We start from the raw sequence: 17,106 nt of genomic DNA on the forward strand, positions 1-17,106 counted from the left end.
CGGATCAGCCGGTGACCGCGCCGGCGCGGTATCCGACGCCACGCACCGTCATGACGATCTTCGGGTTGTCGGGGTCTTCCTCGACCTTCGCGCGGAGCCGCTGCACGTGGACGTTCACGAGTCGGGTGTCGGCCTTGTAGTGGTATCCCCAGACCTGTTCGAGCAGCATCTCGCGGGTGAACACCTGCTGGGGTTTGCTCGCCAGTGCGAGGAGGAGGTCGAACTCCAGCGGCGTGAGCCCGATGACCCCGTCGGCGCGACGGACCTCGTGGCCCGCGACGTCCACGGTGAGGTCGCCGATGCGGAGGGTCTCCGCGAGGTCGGCGGCCGGCGCGCGCAGCCGCGTGCGGATCCGGGCGACGAGCTCCTTCGGGTTGAACGGCTTCACCATGTAGTCGTCGGCGCCGGACTCGAGCCCCTTCACCACGTCCGCGGTGTCGGACTTCGCGGTCAGCATGATGACCGGGACACCGGACTCCTGACGGATCAGGCGGCACACCTCGATCCCGTCGATCCCCGGGAGCATGAGGTCGAGGAGGACGAGGTCGGGCTTGGTGTCGCGGAACGCCTGGAGCGCGCCGCCCCCGTCCGCGCAGAACGACGGCTCGAAGCCCTCGGTGCGCAGCACGATGCCGATCATCTCGGCGAGTGCGGTGTCGTCGTCGACGACGAGAATGCGTGCGTTCATAGCTCCGTCTCGGGTGTGACCGGCCGGCCGCGCTGCCTGACCGGTGTCCTTACGTCTCGCCTCAGCGTAGTCGAAGTGTCCAGGGGAACCGCCGAACCGCCGGTCGCGGGCAGGCTCGGTGTGACAACATGGAGGGGTTCGAGACGGCGAGGGGGTGTTGCTGATGGACACGGAACAGCGAGCCGGGGGCGAGATGGGCGATCAGGATCCGAACCCGTGGGCGACCCCGCAGGGGCCACGACAGCCGGTGGCGCCGGAGCAGGCGACACCGCAGCCGCTGCCACTGCATCAGGGGCATCCACAGCAGCCCGGCTATCCGCCGCCGCCGCAGGGAGCCCCACAGCAGCCCGGGTACCCGCCGCAGCAGGGATACCAGCAGCAGCCCGGGTACCCGCCGCAGCAGGGACACCCGCAACAGCCCGCGTATCCGGCGCAGGCGGCGTACCCACAGCCGGGATACGGCCAGCAGCCGTACCCGCAGCAGGTCCAGCCCCGGTACACCCAGCCCTACCCCCAGGCTCAGCAGCCCGGGTACGGGACCCCTCCCTCGGCTCCGACCGCCGCCTACGACGCGAACCCGTACGCGACCGGCGCGTCCTGGGCCCCGGGTCCCCAGCAGGGATGGGCACCACCGCCGAAGCCGGGGCTCATCCCGCTCCGGCCACTGTCCTTCAGCGACCTGTTCGGCGCCCCCTTCCTTGTCCTGCGACGCAACCCGAAGGCCACGTTCGGCAGCGCCCTCCTGCTGCAGGGTCTCACCGCCGTCCTCTCCCTCGTCATCGTCGGCGTCGTCACCTGGCTCTCGTTGAGCCGGCTGTCGCAGGCGGCCCCTGGCGAGGAGGACGCCATCAGCGCCGGGGCGATCACGGCCATCATCCTGTCCTTCCTCATCCCGGTGGCGGTCTCGATCGCCGGCAGCGCGATCCTGCAGGGGATCATCGCGCAAGAGGTCGCTCGCGGCACCCTCGGCGAGAAATTGCCGCTCGGCGTGCTCTGGCGGCGCACGAAGGCGCGGTTCCTGCCGCTCATCGGCTACACCTTCCTCCTGATCGGTGTCGTGACGGTGTTCATCGCCGTCGCGGTGGGCCTCGGATTCGTGCTGACCGGTCTCGGCGGGACCGCGGGCGTGGCCCTGACGGTGGTCATGGGCATCGGCGCACTGCTCGTCCTGATCGCCGCTTCCGTGTGGCTCGGGACGAAGTTCTCCCTCACACCGAGCATCATCGTCCTCGAGAACGGCAAGGTCTTCGCCTCGCTCGCTCGCTCCTGGCGCCTGACCGACGGCTATTTCTGGCGGACCTTCGGCGTCCAGTTCCTCGTCTCCTCGGTCGTCAGTGTCGCGTCGCAGGTCGTCGCGACCCCGATCAGCCTGCTCGCCAGTCTCGTCCCCGTGCTGTTCGTCGGGGTGGACTCGGAGGCGACCATGATCGTCGCCACCATCGCCGCGCAGGGCCTCTCCCTGCTCGTCTCCGTCATCATCGGTGCGATCACGGTCGTCGTCATCAGTGCCACGTCGGCGGTCATCTATGTGGACCTGCGGATGCGCAAGGAGGGGCTCGACCTCGACCTCGCGCGGTTCGTCGAGGCGCGCGCCGGCGGTCGCGAGACGGTCGACAACCCCTTCGACGTCGCCGCCGCCGGAGGCAAAGCGACCCGATGAGCCCACTGTTCCTCGCGTCGCGCCTCGACGTCCCGCTCGTCCCTGACGCACCGGGCGCCCGGGACCTCCTGCAGCGTGAGCTGTCGAAGCCCGAGTACCAGACAGCGCAACCGACGTTGTGGGACATCGTCTCGAAGGCGTTCTGGGACTGGGTGAACTCCCTCCGGGTGCCGGGTGAGGGCCCTTTCACTGGCCTGTTCCCGATCATCGCGATGACCGTGGTCGTCGTCGGAATCGTCATCGCGTTCATCGTGTGGGGCGTCCCCCGCCTCAACCGACGGAGCGCCCGTCAGCTCGACCTCTTCGGCGAACGCGACGATCGGACCGCCGATCGGTTGCGCCAGGACGCGAGGACCGCCGCCGCGGCCGGCGACTGGACTCTCGCGCTCCAGGAGCTGTACCGGGCGATCGCTCGCGGACTGTCCGAGCGGACGATCGTCGTGGTCACCCCCGGCACGACGGCGCACGGTTTCGCCGCCCGGGCGGCGGCCGCGTTCCCGCAGGACGGGCGGGCGCTCGCGGAGGCCGCGGACGTCTTCGACGCCGTCCGCTACCTCGAGGCGACGGGCACCGAGGCACAGTACCGTGAGCTCGAAGCGCTCGACGCCCGGCTCTCCGCCGCCGCGCCGCAGCTGCTCGCCGACCCCGAGGAGCTGGTCCGGTGACGCTCACGACGAAGCCCACGGTGCAGCGGGAGCCCGAGCCCGACGTCGCCACGCCTCGGCTGCGAACCCGGCTGCGGCGGAACCGGTTCTGGATCGTCGCGGCGGTCTTCGCGGTCGGGATCGCCCTCGTGCTCATGTTCGCCACGCGAGGCGCATCGATCGACGCGGCGCTGCTCAGCCCCGGAAACCAGACCCCGAACGGCGGCCGCGCGCTCGCGCAGGTGCTCCGCCAGGAGGGCGTCACCGTGACGGAGACCACCACGCTCGACGCGACACTCGAGGCGGTCGAGGACACCGACAGCACCGTCCTCCTGTTCGATCCCAGCGGACTGCTCGACGCCTCGCAGCTCGAGCGGTTGGGCGACGCCGACGCCGGACTCGTCGTCGTCACCCCGCGAGCCGCGGCGCTCCGCACCCTGTTCCCCGGCGTCTCGTTCGCGGGCAGCTCGGATGCCACCGACGTCCTGTCGTCCGACTGCGGCGACCCCACCGCCGAGCGGGCCGGGACGGTCACCGGTGGCTGGACGCTGTACACGACCACCGACGCTGACGCCGACGGCTGCTTCACGGCCGACAGCGGCGGGAGCGCGGTCGTGACGCAGGCGGACGGCGCACGGGTGCTGCTCGGCTCGGCCGACGCCCTGACGAACGATGTCATCGACCGGGCGGGGAACGCCGCCCTGGCGCTCGGCCTGCTCGGCTCCACCGAGCAGTTGGTCTGGTACCTGCCGAGCCTCGCCGACGTGCCGGTCACCGGTCCCCCGAGCCTCGACGAGCTGACGCCGAGCTGGGTCGCCGGAGTCACCGGCACCGTCGTCGTCACGGCGATCCTGGCCATGTTCTGGCGCGGGCGACGCTTCGGCCCGCTCGTCATCGAGGACCTGCCCGTCGCGGTCCGCGCGAGCGAGACGATGGAGGGGCGCGCACGCCTCTACCAGCGGTCCGGCAACCGTCAGCGGGCGCTCGACGCGCTGCGGATCGGCACCGTGTCCCGCCTCGCGGTCGCCGCAGGCCTCTCCCGCCACGCCTCGGTCGTCGAGGTCGCCGACACGGTCGCCGGACTCGCCGGACTCGATCCTCGGCACGTGCGGTCCGTCCTGCTCGACGCCGTACCGACGAGCGACGCCGACCTCGTCTCCCTGTCCGATCACCTGCTCGATCTCGAAGCCGCCGTCGCGCGCGCCACGGACCTCACCGGAAGGAACCATCCATGACCGACGCCCCCGTGCCAGGATCCACCGCACCGCACCCCGACGACCTCCGGCGAGCCCTCGCCCAGGTCCGCGTCGAGGTCGGCAAGGCCGTCGTGGGTCAGGACGCCGCCGTCACCGGGCTCGTCATCGCGCTCCTCGCCAAGGGCCACGCGCTCCTCGAGGGTGTGCCCGGCGTCGCGAAGACGCTCCTCGTCCGATCGCTCAGCCACGCGCTGAGTCTGGACACGAAGCGCGTGCAGTTCACGCCCGACCTCATGCCCGGCGACGTCACCGGCTCGCTCGTCTACGACGCCAAGACCGGCGAGTTCGAGTTCCGCGAGGGCCCGGTGTTCACGAACATCCTGCTCGCCGACGAGATCAACCGCACACCCCCGAAGACCCAGTCCGCCCTGCTGGAGGCGATGGAGGAGCGCCAGGTCAGCGTCGACGGCCGTTCGCTCCCACTCCCGGACCCGTTCATCGTGGCCGCCACGCAGAACCCGATCGAGTACGAGGGCACCTACACGCTCCCGGAGGCGCAGCTCGACCGCTTCCTGCTGAAGCTCGTCCTCGACGTGCCCGAACGCGACGTCGAGGTGGAGGTGCTCCGACGGCATTCCGCCGGGTTCAGCCCGCGCGACCTCACGGCCGCGGGTGTCAGGCCGGTCATGGGCGCGGCCGATCTGCGGGCGGCGCAGCTCGAGGTCGGACGCGTGGGTGCCAGCGCCGACGTCCTCGCCTACATCGTCGACCTCGCGCGCGCCACTCGGCGCAGCCCGTCCGTCCGGCTCGGGGTCAGCCCTCGAGGGACGACCGCCCTCCTCGCGTCGGCGAAGGCCTGGGCCTGGCTGAGCGGCTACCAGTCGATCACCCCCGACCACGTGCAGACGATGGTCCTCCCGGTGTGGCGCCACCGCATGCAGCTGCGGCCCGAGGCCGAGCTCGAGGGTGTCTCGGTCGACGCGATCCTGCGTTCGATCATGCAGCAGGTGCAGGTGCCCATCTAGATGGCCGTCACCGGGAGGTTCGTCGCGCTCGTCGCGTTCGGCATCGTGCCGATCGTGGTGCTCGGCGTGCTCACGGGCGACGCAGCTCCGGCGTTCATCGCGTGGCTCGTGCTCGCCGCCGCGCTCGGAGCGCTCGACCTCGTGGTCGCCGGTTCGCCTCGGGACATCGTCCTGCAGCGGCAGCTGCCGTCCCGGGTCAGGCTCGGTGACTCGGCGACGAGCACCCTCTTCCTCACCAACCGCGGAGGTCGCCGCGTCCGGGCGCTGGTGCGCGACGCCTGGCAGCCGTCGGCCGGCGCACCCACCGGGCGGCTCCGCGTCGACCTCCCGCCCGGGGAGCGACGGAGCGTCAGCCTGGTGCTCACCCCGTTCCGTCGGGGCGAGCGACGGGTGTCCCAGGTCACGGTGCGGTCGTTCGGTCCGCTCGGTCTCCTGGCTCGACAGGCGACGCTGAACAGCGCCGGGCACCTCCGGGTCCTGCCGGCGTTCAACTCCCGGAAGCACCTCCCGAGCCGGATCGCACGCCTCCGCGAGCTCGACGGCGCGACGAGCGTCATGGTCCGCGGTCAGGGCACCGAGTTCGACTCCCTCCGCGAATACGTGCGAGGTGATGACGTCCGTTCGATCGACTGGCGTGCCACGGCACGACGCGGCGACGTCATGATCCGCACCTGGCGGCCAGAGCGCGACCGCCGGGTCGTCATCGTCACCGACACCGGCCGCACCTCCGCCGCGCGCATCGCCGACGAGCCGCGCATCGACACCGCGTTCGAAGCCGCGCTCCTCCTGGCCGCGCTCGCCACGAGAGCAGGCGACCGCATCGACTATCTCGCCTACGACCGTCGCGTGCGTGGTCGCGTCCAGGGGGCGACCGGCGCCGAACTCCTCTCCAGGATGGTCGATGCGATGGCGCTCGTCGACCCGGAACTCATCGAGACCGACTGGGACGCCGTCCCCGGCCAGGTCAGGCAGATCACGAACCAGCGCGCCCTCGTCGTCCTGCAGACCTCGATCGACGCCCCCGGGGCCGCGCGCGGGCTCCTCGCCGTCCTCCCCCAGCTCACGCAGCGCCACACGGTCGTCGTGACGAGCGTCGTCGACCCGGCGACCCTCGAGGCCACGCGCGACCGCGGCGACCGCGAGACCGTCTACCGCGCCGCTGCGGCCGAACGCGCCCTGCTGGACATCGAACGCGTGTCGGCGGCGATCAGACAGCTCGGGGCCGACGTCGTCACCGGTTCGCCGGAGACCCTCCCCCCGGCGCTCGCCGACGCCTACATCGCGCTCAAGGCCTCCGGTCGGCTCTAGCCCGATCCGTCGCCGATCGAGCGGCTTCCTCCGAGTGCCGGCCGGAACCGGATCGACGGGTCAGCGGCCCTTGCGCTTCCTGCGGCGTTCCCGGGCGAGCTCCTCCTGCTTGGCCTTGCGCGCGGCGAGCTGGGCGCCTCGGCTCGTCCCGGCGGCGGTGCCCTGGGTCGAACCGGCCTTCGGCGCCTTCCGTCGTCTCGCGGCCTGCTGCGGTGCAGGAGCGGCGGCCTGCTCGGTCGGGGCGGACCGTCGCGAGCTGTTGGCCGTGCGTCCGCGCACGATGCCGATGAACTCCTCCACGGCTTCGTCCTCGCGGTCCTGCGGCCAGACCAGCACGACCGGGATCGAAGGAAGACCGACGATCGGACGGTACTCCACGTCCTTCCGCTGGTGCAGTCGCGCGACCGACTGCGGGACCACGACGATCCCGACCTCGGACGCGGCCAGTTCGACCGCTGCCTCCGGGTCGTCGGTCAACGGGGCCGCCGGGGCGTCGAACCCGAGCACGGCGGCACGTTCGGCCCACTCGAGGACGAGCGGCGTCATGATCAGCTGCTCGTCGGCGAGCGCGGCCATCCCGACCGTGTCCTCGGCTCCGAGGGCAGCGCCCTTGGCGAAGACGACGACGGGGAGTTCCTCGAACAGGGCGATCGTGTTCAGCCCGTCCTGGTCGATCGGGACCCGGGCGAGCACGACGTCCGCCGCACCGGAGGCCAGGACCGCTCGCTGCTCGTCGAGGTCCACTCGGATCAGGCGGAGTTCGTCGTCCGGACGGCGCTCGCTCCAGATGCGCGCCCACTTCCCCGGGTTCACGCCGCGCGCGTAGGCGACGGTCAGCGCCGGCGGGACGATCTCCGGCACCGTGTCGGCACCGATCCCGTCGTCGCCGACCTCGATCCCGTCGACCTGGTCGTCCTGCCTGTCCATCGAAGCCTCCACTGCTCGGCTTGCCACACTACTGCAGCTCAGTCGACGGGTGATCCGGCCGGTTGGGCGAGGACACCGCAGCGAGGTACGCTGAGCGGATGGGTGCGAGCGAACAGATCATGAAACCGGCGACCGCGGCGAAGAAGCTCGGGGTCTACCTGCCGGCGACCCCGGCGTCGTTCCAGGAGGAGCCGATCACGCGGTCGGCGTTCCTCGAACTGCAGGCGAACCCGGCGGACTGGCTCGTCGAGCTCCGCAAGAACGGACCGCACCCGCGGGACGTCGTCGCCCGCAAGCTGGGTGTGTCGACCTCCGGTCTGGCTCGCGCCGAGATCACCGAGGCGTTGACCACCGAACAGATCCAGGAGCTCCTCCGCACGCTGCCCGCCTGGCTCGTGCAGGAGCGCGCCGTCCACGCCGAGGTCAACGCCGAGAACGCCCGGGTCAACGCGAGGAACGCCGAGCGCCGCGCACGATCCGAAGCCGGCGAGTAGCCGTCAGCCGGCGACGATCCGCTTCGCGCCGGCCTCGAACTCAGCCAGGTCACCGCGCTCGCCCGAGCGGTACGCGCGGCCGCCCCACCAGCACATGTAGCTCAGGAATGCGGCGAGCGCTCCCCCGCCGATGAGCATCTTGACCGCCCACGGCCATGGTGCGGGCGTCACGAAACCCTCGACGAGCCCCGAGACGAAGAGCACGATCACCAGCCCGATGGCGATCGTGAACAGCGCTCGGCCCTCCTCGGCAAGCGCCTGGCCCCTCGTCCGTGGCCCCGGTGCCACCCAGGCCCAGAAGATGCGCAGACCCGCCGCTGCCGCGACGAACACCGCCGTGAGCTCGAGCATGCCGTGCGGGAGGATGTACTCGAAGAACACGTCGCCCTTGCCGTAGGCGAACATGACCCCTGCGGCCTGCCCGACCCCCTGGGCGTTGGTGACGATGATGTACGGGACCCAGACACCGCTGATGCCGAACGCGACGCATTGCGCTGCGATCCACGCGTTGTTGGTCCACACCTGGCCGGCGAAGCTCGCAGCCGGGTTGTTGGAGTAGTAGGCGACGAAGTCGTCCTCGACGTACTGCTTGAGCTGGGCGTCGGTACCGAGGTTCGCGAGGACCTGTGGGTTGCCGGCGATCCACACGGCGTACAGGGTCGCGATGACGACCGTCGCGACCGCGACCGCGAGGGTCACCCATCGGACCCGGTAGAGCGCGGCCGGCAGCGCCAGGACGAAGAACCGCGGGACACTCGACAACACGTTCGCGCTGGCCCCGGTGAACCGCAGGCGCGCCCGCGAGAGCGACACCGAGAGGCGGTCGCCGACGAGGGTCGATCCGGCCGTCGTCTTGATCGCGGAGAGCTGGGTCGCTCCGGCCTGGTAGCGGTCGATCAGCTCGTCGGCCTCCGGCCCGCTGAAGAACCGCTGCTTGCCGAGCGCGTCGAGGCGGTCCCATTCCTGGCGGTGGGCTGCGGAGTAGGCGTCGAGGTCCATCGCAGCCATGCTACGCGGTGGTGGCGCTCCATGGCCGGTCCCCCGCGCATCTGCTTGAATGGAGCACATGTCCGAACCGGCCCGGGTCCCGCTGCACGAGACGACGCTGGACGACGGCACCGAGCTGATCACCGGCGAGGCGGTCGCCCTCGACGTGCGGCCCACCGGATTCATCCTGCGCGCGGCGGGCGCCATCATCGACTACGTGGTGTCCATCCTCGTGTTCGTCGGCCTCATGCTCGCGATGTTCTCCTGGATCCTGTCCGGGGTCGCCATGGACACCGCGATGTTCACCGCCATCGTGCTCGGCCTGACGGTGCTCTGTCTCGTCGTCCTGCCGGCAGCGGTCGAGATCGCCACCCGCGGACGGTCGCTCGGCAGACTCGTGGTCGGTGCCCGCATCGTCCGGGACGACGGCGGTGCACCCGGCTTCCGGCACGCGTTCATCCGTGCCCTCACCGGGTACTTCGAGATCTACGCCACAGCTGGCGGCATCGCCGCACTCACCGGCCTGCTCAGTGCTCGCTCGAAGCGTCTGGGCGACGTGCTCGCCGGGACCTACAGCCAACGTGAGCGTCTGCCGCGGGTGGTGGAGCCCGTCGCGATGATCCCACCGCAGCTCGCCGCCTGGGCCGGCGGCGCCGACGTGGCCCGACTGCCCGATCCGCTGGCGCGGCGCGTCACCCAGTTCCTCAAGCAGGCCGGCTCACTGACCCCGGCCACGAGGACCCGATTGGCGGCCGAACTCGCGGCAGAGGTGTCCCGATTCGTGTCGCCGCTGCCGATCGCTCCCCCGGAGGCGTTCCTCGTCGGTGTCTCCGTCATCCGCCGGGAGCGCGAGTACCAGGCCCAACTCGCGGCCCGTCAGCGCCTGTCACTCCTCCAGCCGGTGCTGAGCGGTCAGCCGCACCGGTTCCCCGACCGCTGAGGCGGGGAACCGGCGGCACCGCCTAGTAGCGGTAGTGGTCGACCTTGTACGGGCCCTCGACCGGCACACCGATGTAGTCGGCCTGCTCGCGCGTGAGCGTCGTCAGCTGCACGCCGAGCGCGTCGAGGTGCAGGCGTGCGACCTTCTCGTCGAGGTGCTTCGGCAGCACGTACACGCCGATCGGGTACTCCTCGATCCGCGTCCAGAGCTCGAGCTGTGCGAGCACCTGGTTCGTGAAGGAGTTGCTCATCACGAACGAGGGGTGCCCCGTCGCGTTCCCGAGGTTCATGAGTCGTCCCTCGCTGAGCACGAGGACGCTGCGCCCCGTGGGGAGGCGCCACTCGTGGACCTGGGGCTTGATCTCGATCTTCTCGGCGCCCTCGAGCGCCTCGAGCGAGGCCATGTCGATCTCGTTGTCGAAGTGCCCGACGTTCGAGACGATCGCGAGGTGCTTGAGCGCGAGGATGTGATCGAGGGTGACGACGTTGAAGTTGCCGGTGCACGTCACGATGATGTCGACCTGGTCGGCGACGCTCTCGAGGGTCGCGACCTGGAAGCCGTCCATCGACGCCTGGAGGGCGCAGATCGGGTCGACCTCGGACACGATGACCCGAGCGCCCTGGCCGCGGAGGGCCTCAGCTGCACCCTTGCCGACGTCGCCGTAGCCCGCGACGAAGACGACCTTGCCACCGATGAGCACGTCGGTCGCGCGGTTGAGGCCGTCCGGCAGCGAGTGCCGGATGCCGTACTTGTTGTCGAACTTGCTCTTCGTGACCGAGTCGTTCACGTTGATCGCGGGGAACAGCAGCTCACCCTGCTTCGCCAGCTCGTAGAGGCGGTGGACACCGGTGGTGGTCTCCTCGGTCACGCCGAGGATGTCGGCGGCGACCTTCGTCCAACGGTCGCTGCTGCCGGCGAGCGAACGGCGGAGCACGTCGAGGACGATGCTGTACTCGTGGCTGTCGGCGTCGGTCGTGTCGGGGACCGCTCCGGCCAGCTCGAACCGACGGCCCTGGTGGACGAGCATGCTCGCGTCGCCACCGTCGTCGAGGATGAGGTTGGGTCCGGTCCACTCGGCTCCGGCCGCGGCGGCCTCGGTCGACCAGTCGAAGATCTGCTCGGTGCACCACCAGTACTCTTCGAGCGTCTCGCCCTTCCAAGCGAAGACCGGCACGCCGGCCGGTGCCTCGACGGTCCCGTGCTGACCGACGGCGACGGCCGCTGCCGCCTCGTCCTGGGTCGAGAAGATGTTGCAGCTCGCCCAGCGCACCTGGGCACCGAGCGCGACGAGCGTCTCGATGAGCACCGCGGTCTGCACCGTCATGTGCAGCGAACCGGCGATGCGGGCACCGGCGAGCGGCTGGCTCGCGCCGAACTCCTCACGGAGGGCCATCAGGCCGGGCATCTCGTTCTCGGCGAGGCGGAGCTGGTGTCGGCCGGCCTCGGCGAGCGACAGGTCGGCCACCTTGTAGGGCAGGGTGGTCGTGGGGGCAGTCGGTGCGGAAGAACTCATGACGCCATTCTCGCAGACCGTCAGGCGTCGTGGACCTTCATGTCGGGCCCGAGATCGGCACCACGCGGTGGCGGGCCGACGGTCAGGAGCCGTAGCCGACGTCGCCGAGGACGCTGTGCTTCACGACGCTCCAGCCCTGCGGCACGCTCAGCCGTACGGCGTGGATGGAGCAGAGGTCGTAGCTGTGCGGGCTCTTCTCGATGCTCAGCGGCCCGAGGACGGCCATCGAGTCACGGTAGTCGTAGGTCAGCGTCGCCACGGGCTCGCGCGAGCAGCCGACCTTCGAACACATCCTGTCCACCATTTGCCCCAGCGTAGCCCGCGGGCGCCGGCGGCACCGTCCGGCTCGCCGGTCGAGCGGGTCTGAACCGGGCCGCCGACCACACCTAGACTGGACGCATGGCGCAGGCTGACGAGGAGACGCGAGGCGCCCTCTCGCGCCGCCGATCACGGCACGGTCGCAACGGTCGGTCGAGCGTCGTCGGACCGGACGTGCCACCGATCGACACCCGGATCGACCAGTTCGACCTGACGGTCGCCACCACCGCCGACTACCTCCGCGGAGCCTGGCCCGCCGAACTCGCCGACGTCCGGTTCGAGGTCGGCGCGATGCCGGCGCAGAACTCCGGGACGGACGGCGTCGACCGCTGGTTCGTCGACCGAGCACGCCGACGCATCATCCTGTACCGGTTGCCCATCCAGCGGATGAGCAAGCTCCACCGGAACGACGAGCTGCATCAGCGCATGATGGTGGAGAGCTGCGTGTTCCGCGCCGTCGCCGAGCTCCTCGGCAAGGACCCCTGGGACCTCGGGCCGGAACGGTACCGGTTCCTCTGACCCGAGGCCGCCGCGGTCAGCGCGGGTAGACGCTGATCGGCGCCGCCAGCGGGTTCGGCGGCGTGACCGGCAGCGACGTGAGCCGCCCCGCCGCGGCGAGACTGATCGAGGCGTGGAGGCCGTCGGCCCCGGCGAGGACGTAGCTCTGACCGGCGCCGACGCCGATGGTCACCGCCGCTCCGGCGCCGACCTTCGCCGTGGTCTCCTTGCCGTCAGCCCCCGTCAACGTGAGTTCGGCGTCGGAGCCAGACGGGTTGAAGACGTGGAGCTTCTGCCCCGGCCCGGTGGGGACCGTGAGGGCCGCGGTGTCGTCGAGTGCGGGCGTCGCTCCGAACCAGGCGAAGTCCTCGAGCGTTCCGCCGCGCGAGTTCGTCCGGGCCGCCGCGACCACCGGTCGGGTCGAGGTGACCTCCAGCGAGAACTCACCGGCCGGGAGTTCGGCCAGGGCGATCTCACCGGGAACGCCCGGCTGGATGGTCGCGTCGATGACGATCGGCTCGTCCTTCGCGTTCTCCCGGGTGGCGGTGATGACGACGTCGGCTGGCTCGGATCCCGGCGCGAACAGTCTGAGGGCCGTGGCCCGGTCGTCGACGGACGCGGTGTCGGAGCTCGCCCCTGCGGCCGCGGGGGCCGTGACGACGACGCCGGGGATCACGAGGTCGGTCGAAGGCGACGCGGTCGGCCCCTGGACCTCGACGCCACCGGGGGTCAGGACGCGGACCGTGCTCTGCTGGAGCGCGGCCACCACCTGGCCGCCCTCGCTCGTCACGTGCACGACCGGGGTCGGCTCGTTGGGTGCGAGGCCGGTGAGGGCGATCACGCGCTGCGTGCCGGTGGCGACGACGATCCCGGCGGCACCCGGAGCGTCGATCCGCCCGGCGGCACCGAAGACCTCGAGGGTCACGTTCGCGTCGACGGCCGACGGGTTGCTCAAGAGGATCAGGGTGGTACGACCGATGTCGCTCGAACCACCGACGAGCCAGCTCTCGGCCGATGCCGGCGTGCAGGCGGCGGCCGCCAGACCGGCGACCTCGGCTTCGGCGGCGATCTGCGACTGCGCGCCACTCAGGGGCGTCACCGTGCCGTCGGTCGCGCCGGGGACGGTGATCACCGTGGGTCCGCCGTCCGCCGCACCGCTCGTGTTGTCGGGTGCTGCCAACTCACTCGTCGTGGGCGTCACCCCGTTCGCTCCGAAGTCGACACTCGCCGGGCCGAAGGAGCCGGCTGCCGTGGCGGCCGTCGCATCCTGAGCCAGGGCGAGCAGCGGCCCCGGGCACACGACCGACTGATCGCCGGCCACCGGGGTGACTCGGATGTCCTGAGGGGCGATCTCGACCGTCGGGAGGGGCAGCTGCCCAGCCGCTGCGATCGTGACCGCGGCGATCCCGATCCCGACGAGGCCGGTGACGATCCGACCGGAGGTGATGGCGACTCCGCGCTTACTGGGCATGCGGCTGCTCCGTTCCCGGGGTGTCCCGGCGGGTGGTGTCGGGATCCGGCGTCGTCTCGGTGGAGTCGCTCGGATCCGGATCGGGCACGGCGACCTCGCCCGTGGCGACCGCCGGTTCGTCGGGAACCTCGTCGGCTGTGGTGTTCGTGTTCGTGTTCGTGTCGGCCTCTGGAGTCGACCCGGTCACGTCGCGGTCCGTGTCGACGGTGTCGTCCGTGACCGGCACGGTTCCATCGCGAGCGACGGTGTCGTCGGCCGACCCGGTGTCGACTGTCAATGCACGGTCGTCGACGGACTCGGCGTCATCGGCTGGTTCGGCCTCCACCGCCGCGGGCGCGGGTGCCTCGGCGGAGGCCTGACCCCGACGCCACCAGCGCGGCTTGGACGGGCGGGTCGACGCGTCGGTGGTGTCGGCCGACTCGGATCCCTCCGCCTCGTCGTCGAGATCGGCGGTCGGTTCCTCGTCGTCGTAGGTGCCGGTCTCGTCGTCGTCGATCACCGCGACCGTCGCCCCGGACGCGGCCGCCTTGCGAGCGGCACGGCCCTTCAGCTTCGCGGGCTTCCGGGATCCCGCGCGGTACCCGTCGCGGGACGCGCCGTTGGGGATGCTCAGGAGCAGGGTGATGAGGAACACGACGCCCAGGCCGACACCGATGAGGGTGCCGAGCACGTTGGACGTGGGGAGCTCGGGACCGGTGCCGACGTCCGCGACGGTGCGCCAGAGCGTCCCGCTCGTCGTGTCACCGACGGCGACCAACGCCGCGTTGGCGTCGAGCGCACTCGCCGCGCGGCCGGCGGTCTGACCCGCCACCGTCTGCTCCTCGCCGTCTGCGACCGGCGACAGCAGCACGAAGGCGATGCCGTGCTCGACGAGGGTCTCCGTCGGGTCCAGTCCGCTCTGCGATGCGAGGTTGCCGGCGAGCTCGGCGACGATGCGGTCGTCCGAGGACACGCCGGGGGCCGTCTGGGCGATGGTGGACTGGCCGTCGAGCGTCTCCCCCTGTCCACGGATGACGACTGCGGTGATGGTCCCGTCGTCGCCGGGCGTGATGACGAGGGTGCCGAGCCGAGGATCGGTCTGCGTCGCGGCCGTCACGTAGGCGGGCAGCTGGCGACCGGAGCTCTCACGGACCACCGAGGTGCCGAGAGGCTGGGCGAGGGCGAGTGGGAGGGCGATCACCGCGGCGGCGAGGACCATGACGAGCGCCGGAACCGCCCGGAACCGTGGGATGCGGTCGAGGCCGAGGGTCGCAGCACCCACGATCCCGAGCCAGTACAGGCTGATCGCCGCGCCGGCCCAGACGGGGACGGCCGTTCCGGCGGCCGAGGCGAGGAGGAGATGCGTGGCGAACACGGCCGACACGAGTCCGAGGAACGCCGCGATGAGCAACGGGACGGCCCGTCGGGACCCCGGGAGGAACAGGGCCAGCAGAGCGAGGATCGCGAGCGGCGCGAGCAGCGCGGGCACCACGATGGCGGGAGCCGTACCCGGCAGCCCGAGCGCTGCACCGAGCTGGCTCCATCCACCCAGGCTGCCGCCGGGGAAGCCGAGGGACAGTTGCCAGCCGGACGCCGCGGTCGCAGGCGTCGCGACACCGGGGTCGGCGAGGATTCCGAGCCAGTTGTTCCGGTGGAGCCCCTGCTGCCAAATGAGCGGAGCGAACAGCGCGATGGCGGGGATCGGGACAAGGCCGACCCTGGCGACACCCCGACCGGCGAAGACCATCGCGACGACCCAGATGACGAGCAACGCCGGGGCGAGGGACGGCGAGCTCGCGACGATCGCGGCGAACAGGAAGGCGCTCGTGCCGGCTGCGGCCCACGACCGGGACGCGACCACACCCGCGTAGAACAGCCAGGGCAGCAGGACATGGACGATGACGGCCGAGGGACGGCCATCGGCGAGTGCGGTCAGGAGCGTCGGGGCGAGCGCCCAGAGCAGCGCCGCCACCGCTCGAGGACCGCTGCGCTCCGTGAGCCGGGTGGCGGCGAACCAGGCGCCGAGCGCCGAGAGCGGCAGCGCGAGCAGGAAGAGGAGGACCAGGGAGAAGGACGGCTGCCAGAAGGTGATGGACCCGAGCACTGCGAGGACCGCGCTGAACGGGTCGGCGGCACCGACGAAGCCGAGACCGACGTCGCGCCACCCGAAGCCGATGTGCTGCCAGAGTTCGCCGACCGTCGCCGAGAGCGGGAGGAGTCCACCACCGGTGAGGTACGTGGCTCCGAGGAGCGGAGCGAGGATCGCCGCTCCGATGACCGCCGTCGCAAGGACGACCCAGGCGCCTCCCCCGGAGAAGAAGCGAAGGTCGCGTTCCTCACCGATGAAGCCGATCTGCGTCGCCTCCCGCGCGAGCGCGCGTTTGCGTCGGACCTCGTCGAGTCGCATCCGCAGGCCGGCGATACTCGACCAGCCCAAGGTGCGGTTCTTCGCGAGCTGGCGCCGCGCACTCCCGACCTTCGTCCCGGAGAACGCGACGGCGAACGCCGCCGAGAGCTCGCCCAGCACGAGCTCGGGTTGCTTCTTCACGAAGTGGCCGATGACCCGCAGGATGGCGAGGGGCACGAGGCTGAGCCAGTGCACCGGGACCATGATCCCGGGCGCATAGACGAGACGGCGGTGGAGCTGTGCGGCGCGGGCCTGGCGGTGGCGACGACGACGCGCGCCGAGCCGGTTCGACCAGGAGGGCCCGGCGATGCCTTCGCCGGCGGAGGCGACCCGCGCCGTCGGCACGACCGCGACCAGGTAGCCCGCGAGGCGGGTCCTGATGCAGAAGTCGAGGGCGTCGTCCGCCACGAGGGCCTGGTCGAAGCCGCCCAACCGGTCCCACAGCTGATGGCGCACGAGCATGCCGGCCGGACCGACCGCCATCACGTCGTTCATCGTGTCGTGCTGGGCCTGGTCGAGCTCGTCCTCGACCACCGGGACCGCCGCCCCGAGGGTGGTGATCGTCTCGCCGTAGCGACGGAGGAACGACGCGTCGTCCCAGTCGAGGATCTTCGGGCCGGCCACACCGACGGACGGCGAGACCTCGAGGGCGCCCAACAGGGCGGCGAGCGCCGTCGGCTCGGGAGCCGTGTCCTCGGAGAGCAACCAGAGCATCTGCTCGGCGTCCTCCGGCTGATCGGTGACGCGGACGCCGGCGGCCACGGCCTGCGCGAAGCTGAGGTCCTCGGTCGAGGTCACGAGCTTCATGCCGGGGACGCGACCGAGTTCCTCGATCGTCGCCTCACTCGCGCGGGTGGCGACGGCGATGATCCCGTCCGCCGGACGGGTCTGGGCACGGAGGGCGTCGAGCGTGCGTGCGAGCGGCTCTGAGCCGTCGCGCACCACGAGAATCGCCGTTACTCGGGGAGACATCGGATTCAGACTAAGCGGGTCCGGCCGGAAGAGCGGGAACCGAGCGGGCGCGCCCCGAATCGGGGGCGTTCCGGTGAGC

Annotated in this window: 15 protein-coding genes; 8 read left to right on the forward strand and 7 right to left on the reverse strand. The window is 71.2% G+C overall.

From position 1 onward, the window contains the following. Nucleotides 1-4: 4 nt before the first annotated feature. Nucleotides 5-688: an MtrAB system response regulator MtrA gene (gene mtrA, locus IFR14_RS13975; RefSeq protein ID WP_064295232.1), complete on the reverse strand. Its 684-nt coding sequence runs from the start codon at nt 686-688 to the stop codon at nt 5-7. Nucleotides 689-851: 163 nt separating this feature from the next. On the opposite strand from mtrA, the gene IFR14_RS13980 reads away from it, so the two are divergent. From IFR14_RS13980 to IFR14_RS14000, 5 genes are read left to right on the forward strand one after another with little or no spacing between them, the layout of a single operon-like run. After that, on the forward strand, nt 852-2,348 hold the full coding sequence (locus tag IFR14_RS13980; RefSeq protein WP_124769642.1) for a hypothetical protein: 1,497 nt from the start codon (nt 852-854) through the stop codon (nt 2,346-2,348). Further along, a complete protein-coding gene (locus IFR14_RS13985; RefSeq protein WP_124769643.1) occupies nt 2,345-3,013 on the forward strand; it encodes a DUF4129 domain-containing protein in 669 nt (222 codons plus the stop codon). The genes IFR14_RS13980 and IFR14_RS13985 overlap by 4 nt, the downstream gene beginning before the upstream one ends. Then, the gene (locus IFR14_RS13990) at nt 3,010-4,227 is read left to right on the forward strand and encodes a DUF4350 domain-containing protein (protein WP_191941442.1); all 1,218 of its coding nucleotides are present in this window, start codon (nt 3,010-3,012) and stop codon (nt 4,225-4,227) included. Before IFR14_RS13985 ends, IFR14_RS13990 begins: the two co-directional genes overlap by 4 nt. Then, a complete protein-coding gene (locus tag IFR14_RS13995; RefSeq protein WP_124769645.1) occupies nt 4,224-5,213 on the forward strand; it encodes an AAA family ATPase in 990 nt (329 codons plus the stop codon). Before IFR14_RS13990 ends, IFR14_RS13995 begins: the two co-directional genes overlap by 4 nt. After that, nucleotides 5,214-6,521: a DUF58 domain-containing protein gene (locus IFR14_RS14000; RefSeq protein WP_191941443.1), complete on the forward strand. Its 1,308-nt coding sequence runs from the start codon at nt 5,214-5,216 to the stop codon at nt 6,519-6,521. Between the two features lie 60 nt (nt 6,522-6,581). Here the strand turns inward: IFR14_RS14000 and IFR14_RS14005 are convergent, their stop codons facing one another. Continuing rightward, nucleotides 6,582-7,448: a LysR family substrate-binding domain-containing protein gene (locus IFR14_RS14005; RefSeq protein WP_191941444.1), complete on the reverse strand. Its 867-nt coding sequence runs from the start codon at nt 7,446-7,448 to the stop codon at nt 6,582-6,584. A gap of 98 nt (nt 7,449-7,546) precedes the next feature. Between IFR14_RS14005 and IFR14_RS14010 the strand changes: the two genes are divergently transcribed. Next, complete coding sequence (locus tag IFR14_RS14010; protein WP_056012681.1) at nt 7,547-7,942, forward strand: DUF5997 family protein; 396 nt, start codon at nt 7,547-7,549, stop codon at nt 7,940-7,942. 3 nt (nt 7,943-7,945) lie between these two features. On the opposite strand, the gene IFR14_RS14015 is transcribed toward IFR14_RS14010, so the two are convergent. Further along, nucleotides 7,946-8,941 carry a stage II sporulation protein M gene (locus tag IFR14_RS14015; protein WP_191941445.1) on the reverse strand — a complete coding sequence of 332 codons (996 nt, stop codon included), beginning with the start codon at nt 8,939-8,941 and terminating at the stop codon, nt 7,946-7,948. Between the two features lie 67 nt (nt 8,942-9,008). Here IFR14_RS14015 and IFR14_RS14020 point away from each other — a divergent pair, with 67 nt between their 5' ends. Continuing rightward, a complete protein-coding gene (locus IFR14_RS14020) occupies nt 9,009-9,869 on the forward strand; it encodes an RDD family protein (RefSeq protein WP_085513390.1) in 861 nt (286 codons plus the stop codon). 22 nt (nt 9,870-9,891) lie between these two features. Here IFR14_RS14020 and ahcY read toward each other — a convergent pair whose 3' ends face one another. Together ahcY and IFR14_RS14030 are read right to left on the reverse strand one after the other, a co-directional pair. Next, nucleotides 9,892-11,382, reverse strand: coding sequence for an adenosylhomocysteinase (gene ahcY / locus IFR14_RS14025; RefSeq protein WP_191941446.1), 1,491 nt, complete (start codon nt 11,380-11,382; stop codon nt 9,892-9,894). Between the two features lie 82 nt (nt 11,383-11,464). Continuing rightward, on the reverse strand, nt 11,465-11,674 hold the full coding sequence (locus IFR14_RS14030) for a DUF3499 family protein (RefSeq protein WP_369808449.1): 210 nt from the start codon (nt 11,672-11,674) through the stop codon (nt 11,465-11,467). A gap of 107 nt (nt 11,675-11,781) precedes the next feature. Here IFR14_RS14030 and IFR14_RS14035 point away from each other — a divergent pair, with 107 nt between their 5' ends. Further along, nucleotides 11,782-12,219 carry a metallopeptidase family protein gene (locus tag IFR14_RS14035; RefSeq protein WP_064295223.1) on the forward strand — a complete coding sequence of 146 codons (438 nt, stop codon included), beginning with the start codon at nt 11,782-11,784 and terminating at the stop codon, nt 12,217-12,219. A gap of 16 nt (nt 12,220-12,235) precedes the next feature. Here IFR14_RS14035 and IFR14_RS14040 read toward each other — a convergent pair whose 3' ends face one another. Both IFR14_RS14040 and IFR14_RS14045 read right to left on the reverse strand, forming a co-directional pair. Further along, nucleotides 12,236-13,669: a DUF5719 family protein gene (locus IFR14_RS14040; RefSeq protein WP_124769649.1), complete on the reverse strand. Its 1,434-nt coding sequence runs from the start codon at nt 13,667-13,669 to the stop codon at nt 12,236-12,238. After that, nucleotides 13,659-17,027, reverse strand: a complete 3,369-nt coding sequence (locus tag IFR14_RS14045) for a glycosyltransferase family 2 protein (protein WP_191941447.1) — start codon at nt 17,025-17,027, stop codon at nt 13,659-13,661. The genes IFR14_RS14040 and IFR14_RS14045 overlap by 11 nt, the downstream gene beginning before the upstream one ends. Between the last annotated feature and the right edge of the window lie 79 nt (nt 17,028-17,106).

This window comes from Plantibacter sp. CFBP 8775 (assembly GCF_014839505.1).
Lineage (GTDB): Bacteria > Actinomycetota > Actinomycetes > Actinomycetales > Microbacteriaceae > Plantibacter > Plantibacter auratus.

Excerpts from the sequence above, each read along its gene's own strand:
- mtrA (WP_064295232.1), bottom strand. The coding sequence starts at position 688 with ATGAACGCACGCATTCTCGTCGTCGACGACGACACCGCACTCGCCGAG.
- IFR14_RS13980 (WP_124769642.1), top strand. The coding sequence starts at position 852 with ATGGACACGGAACAGCGAGCCGGGGGCGAGATGGGCGATCAGGATCCG.
- IFR14_RS13985 (WP_124769643.1), top strand. The coding sequence starts at position 2,345 with ATGAGCCCACTGTTCCTCGCGTCGCGCCTCGACGTCCCGCTCGTCCCT.
- IFR14_RS13995 (WP_124769645.1), top strand. The coding sequence starts at position 4,224 with ATGACCGACGCCCCCGTGCCAGGATCCACCGCACCGCACCCCGACGAC.
- IFR14_RS14000 (WP_191941443.1), top strand. The coding sequence starts at position 5,214 with ATGGCCGTCACCGGGAGGTTCGTCGCGCTCGTCGCGTTCGGCATCGTG.
- IFR14_RS14005 (WP_191941444.1), bottom strand. The coding sequence starts at position 7,448 with ATGGACAGGCAGGACGACCAGGTCGACGGGATCGAGGTCGGCGACGAC.
- IFR14_RS14010 (WP_056012681.1), top strand. The coding sequence starts at position 7,547 with ATGGGTGCGAGCGAACAGATCATGAAACCGGCGACCGCGGCGAAGAAG.
- IFR14_RS14015 (WP_191941445.1), bottom strand. The coding sequence starts at position 8,941 with ATGGACCTCGACGCCTACTCCGCAGCCCACCGCCAGGAATGGGACCGC.
- IFR14_RS14020 (WP_085513390.1), top strand. The coding sequence starts at position 9,009 with ATGTCCGAACCGGCCCGGGTCCCGCTGCACGAGACGACGCTGGACGAC.
- ahcY (WP_191941446.1), bottom strand. The coding sequence starts at position 11,382 with ATGAGTTCTTCCGCACCGACTGCCCCCACGACCACCCTGCCCTACAAG.
- IFR14_RS14030 (WP_369808449.1), bottom strand. The coding sequence starts at position 11,674 with ATGTGTTCGAAGGTCGGCTGCTCGCGCGAGCCCGTGGCGACGCTGACC.
- IFR14_RS14035 (WP_064295223.1), top strand. The coding sequence starts at position 11,782 with ATGGCGCAGGCTGACGAGGAGACGCGAGGCGCCCTCTCGCGCCGCCGA.
- IFR14_RS14040 (WP_124769649.1), bottom strand. The coding sequence starts at position 13,669 with ATGCCCAGTAAGCGCGGAGTCGCCATCACCTCCGGTCGGATCGTCACC.
- IFR14_RS14045 (WP_191941447.1), bottom strand. The coding sequence starts at position 17,027 with ATGTCTCCCCGAGTAACGGCGATTCTCGTGGTGCGCGACGGCTCAGAG.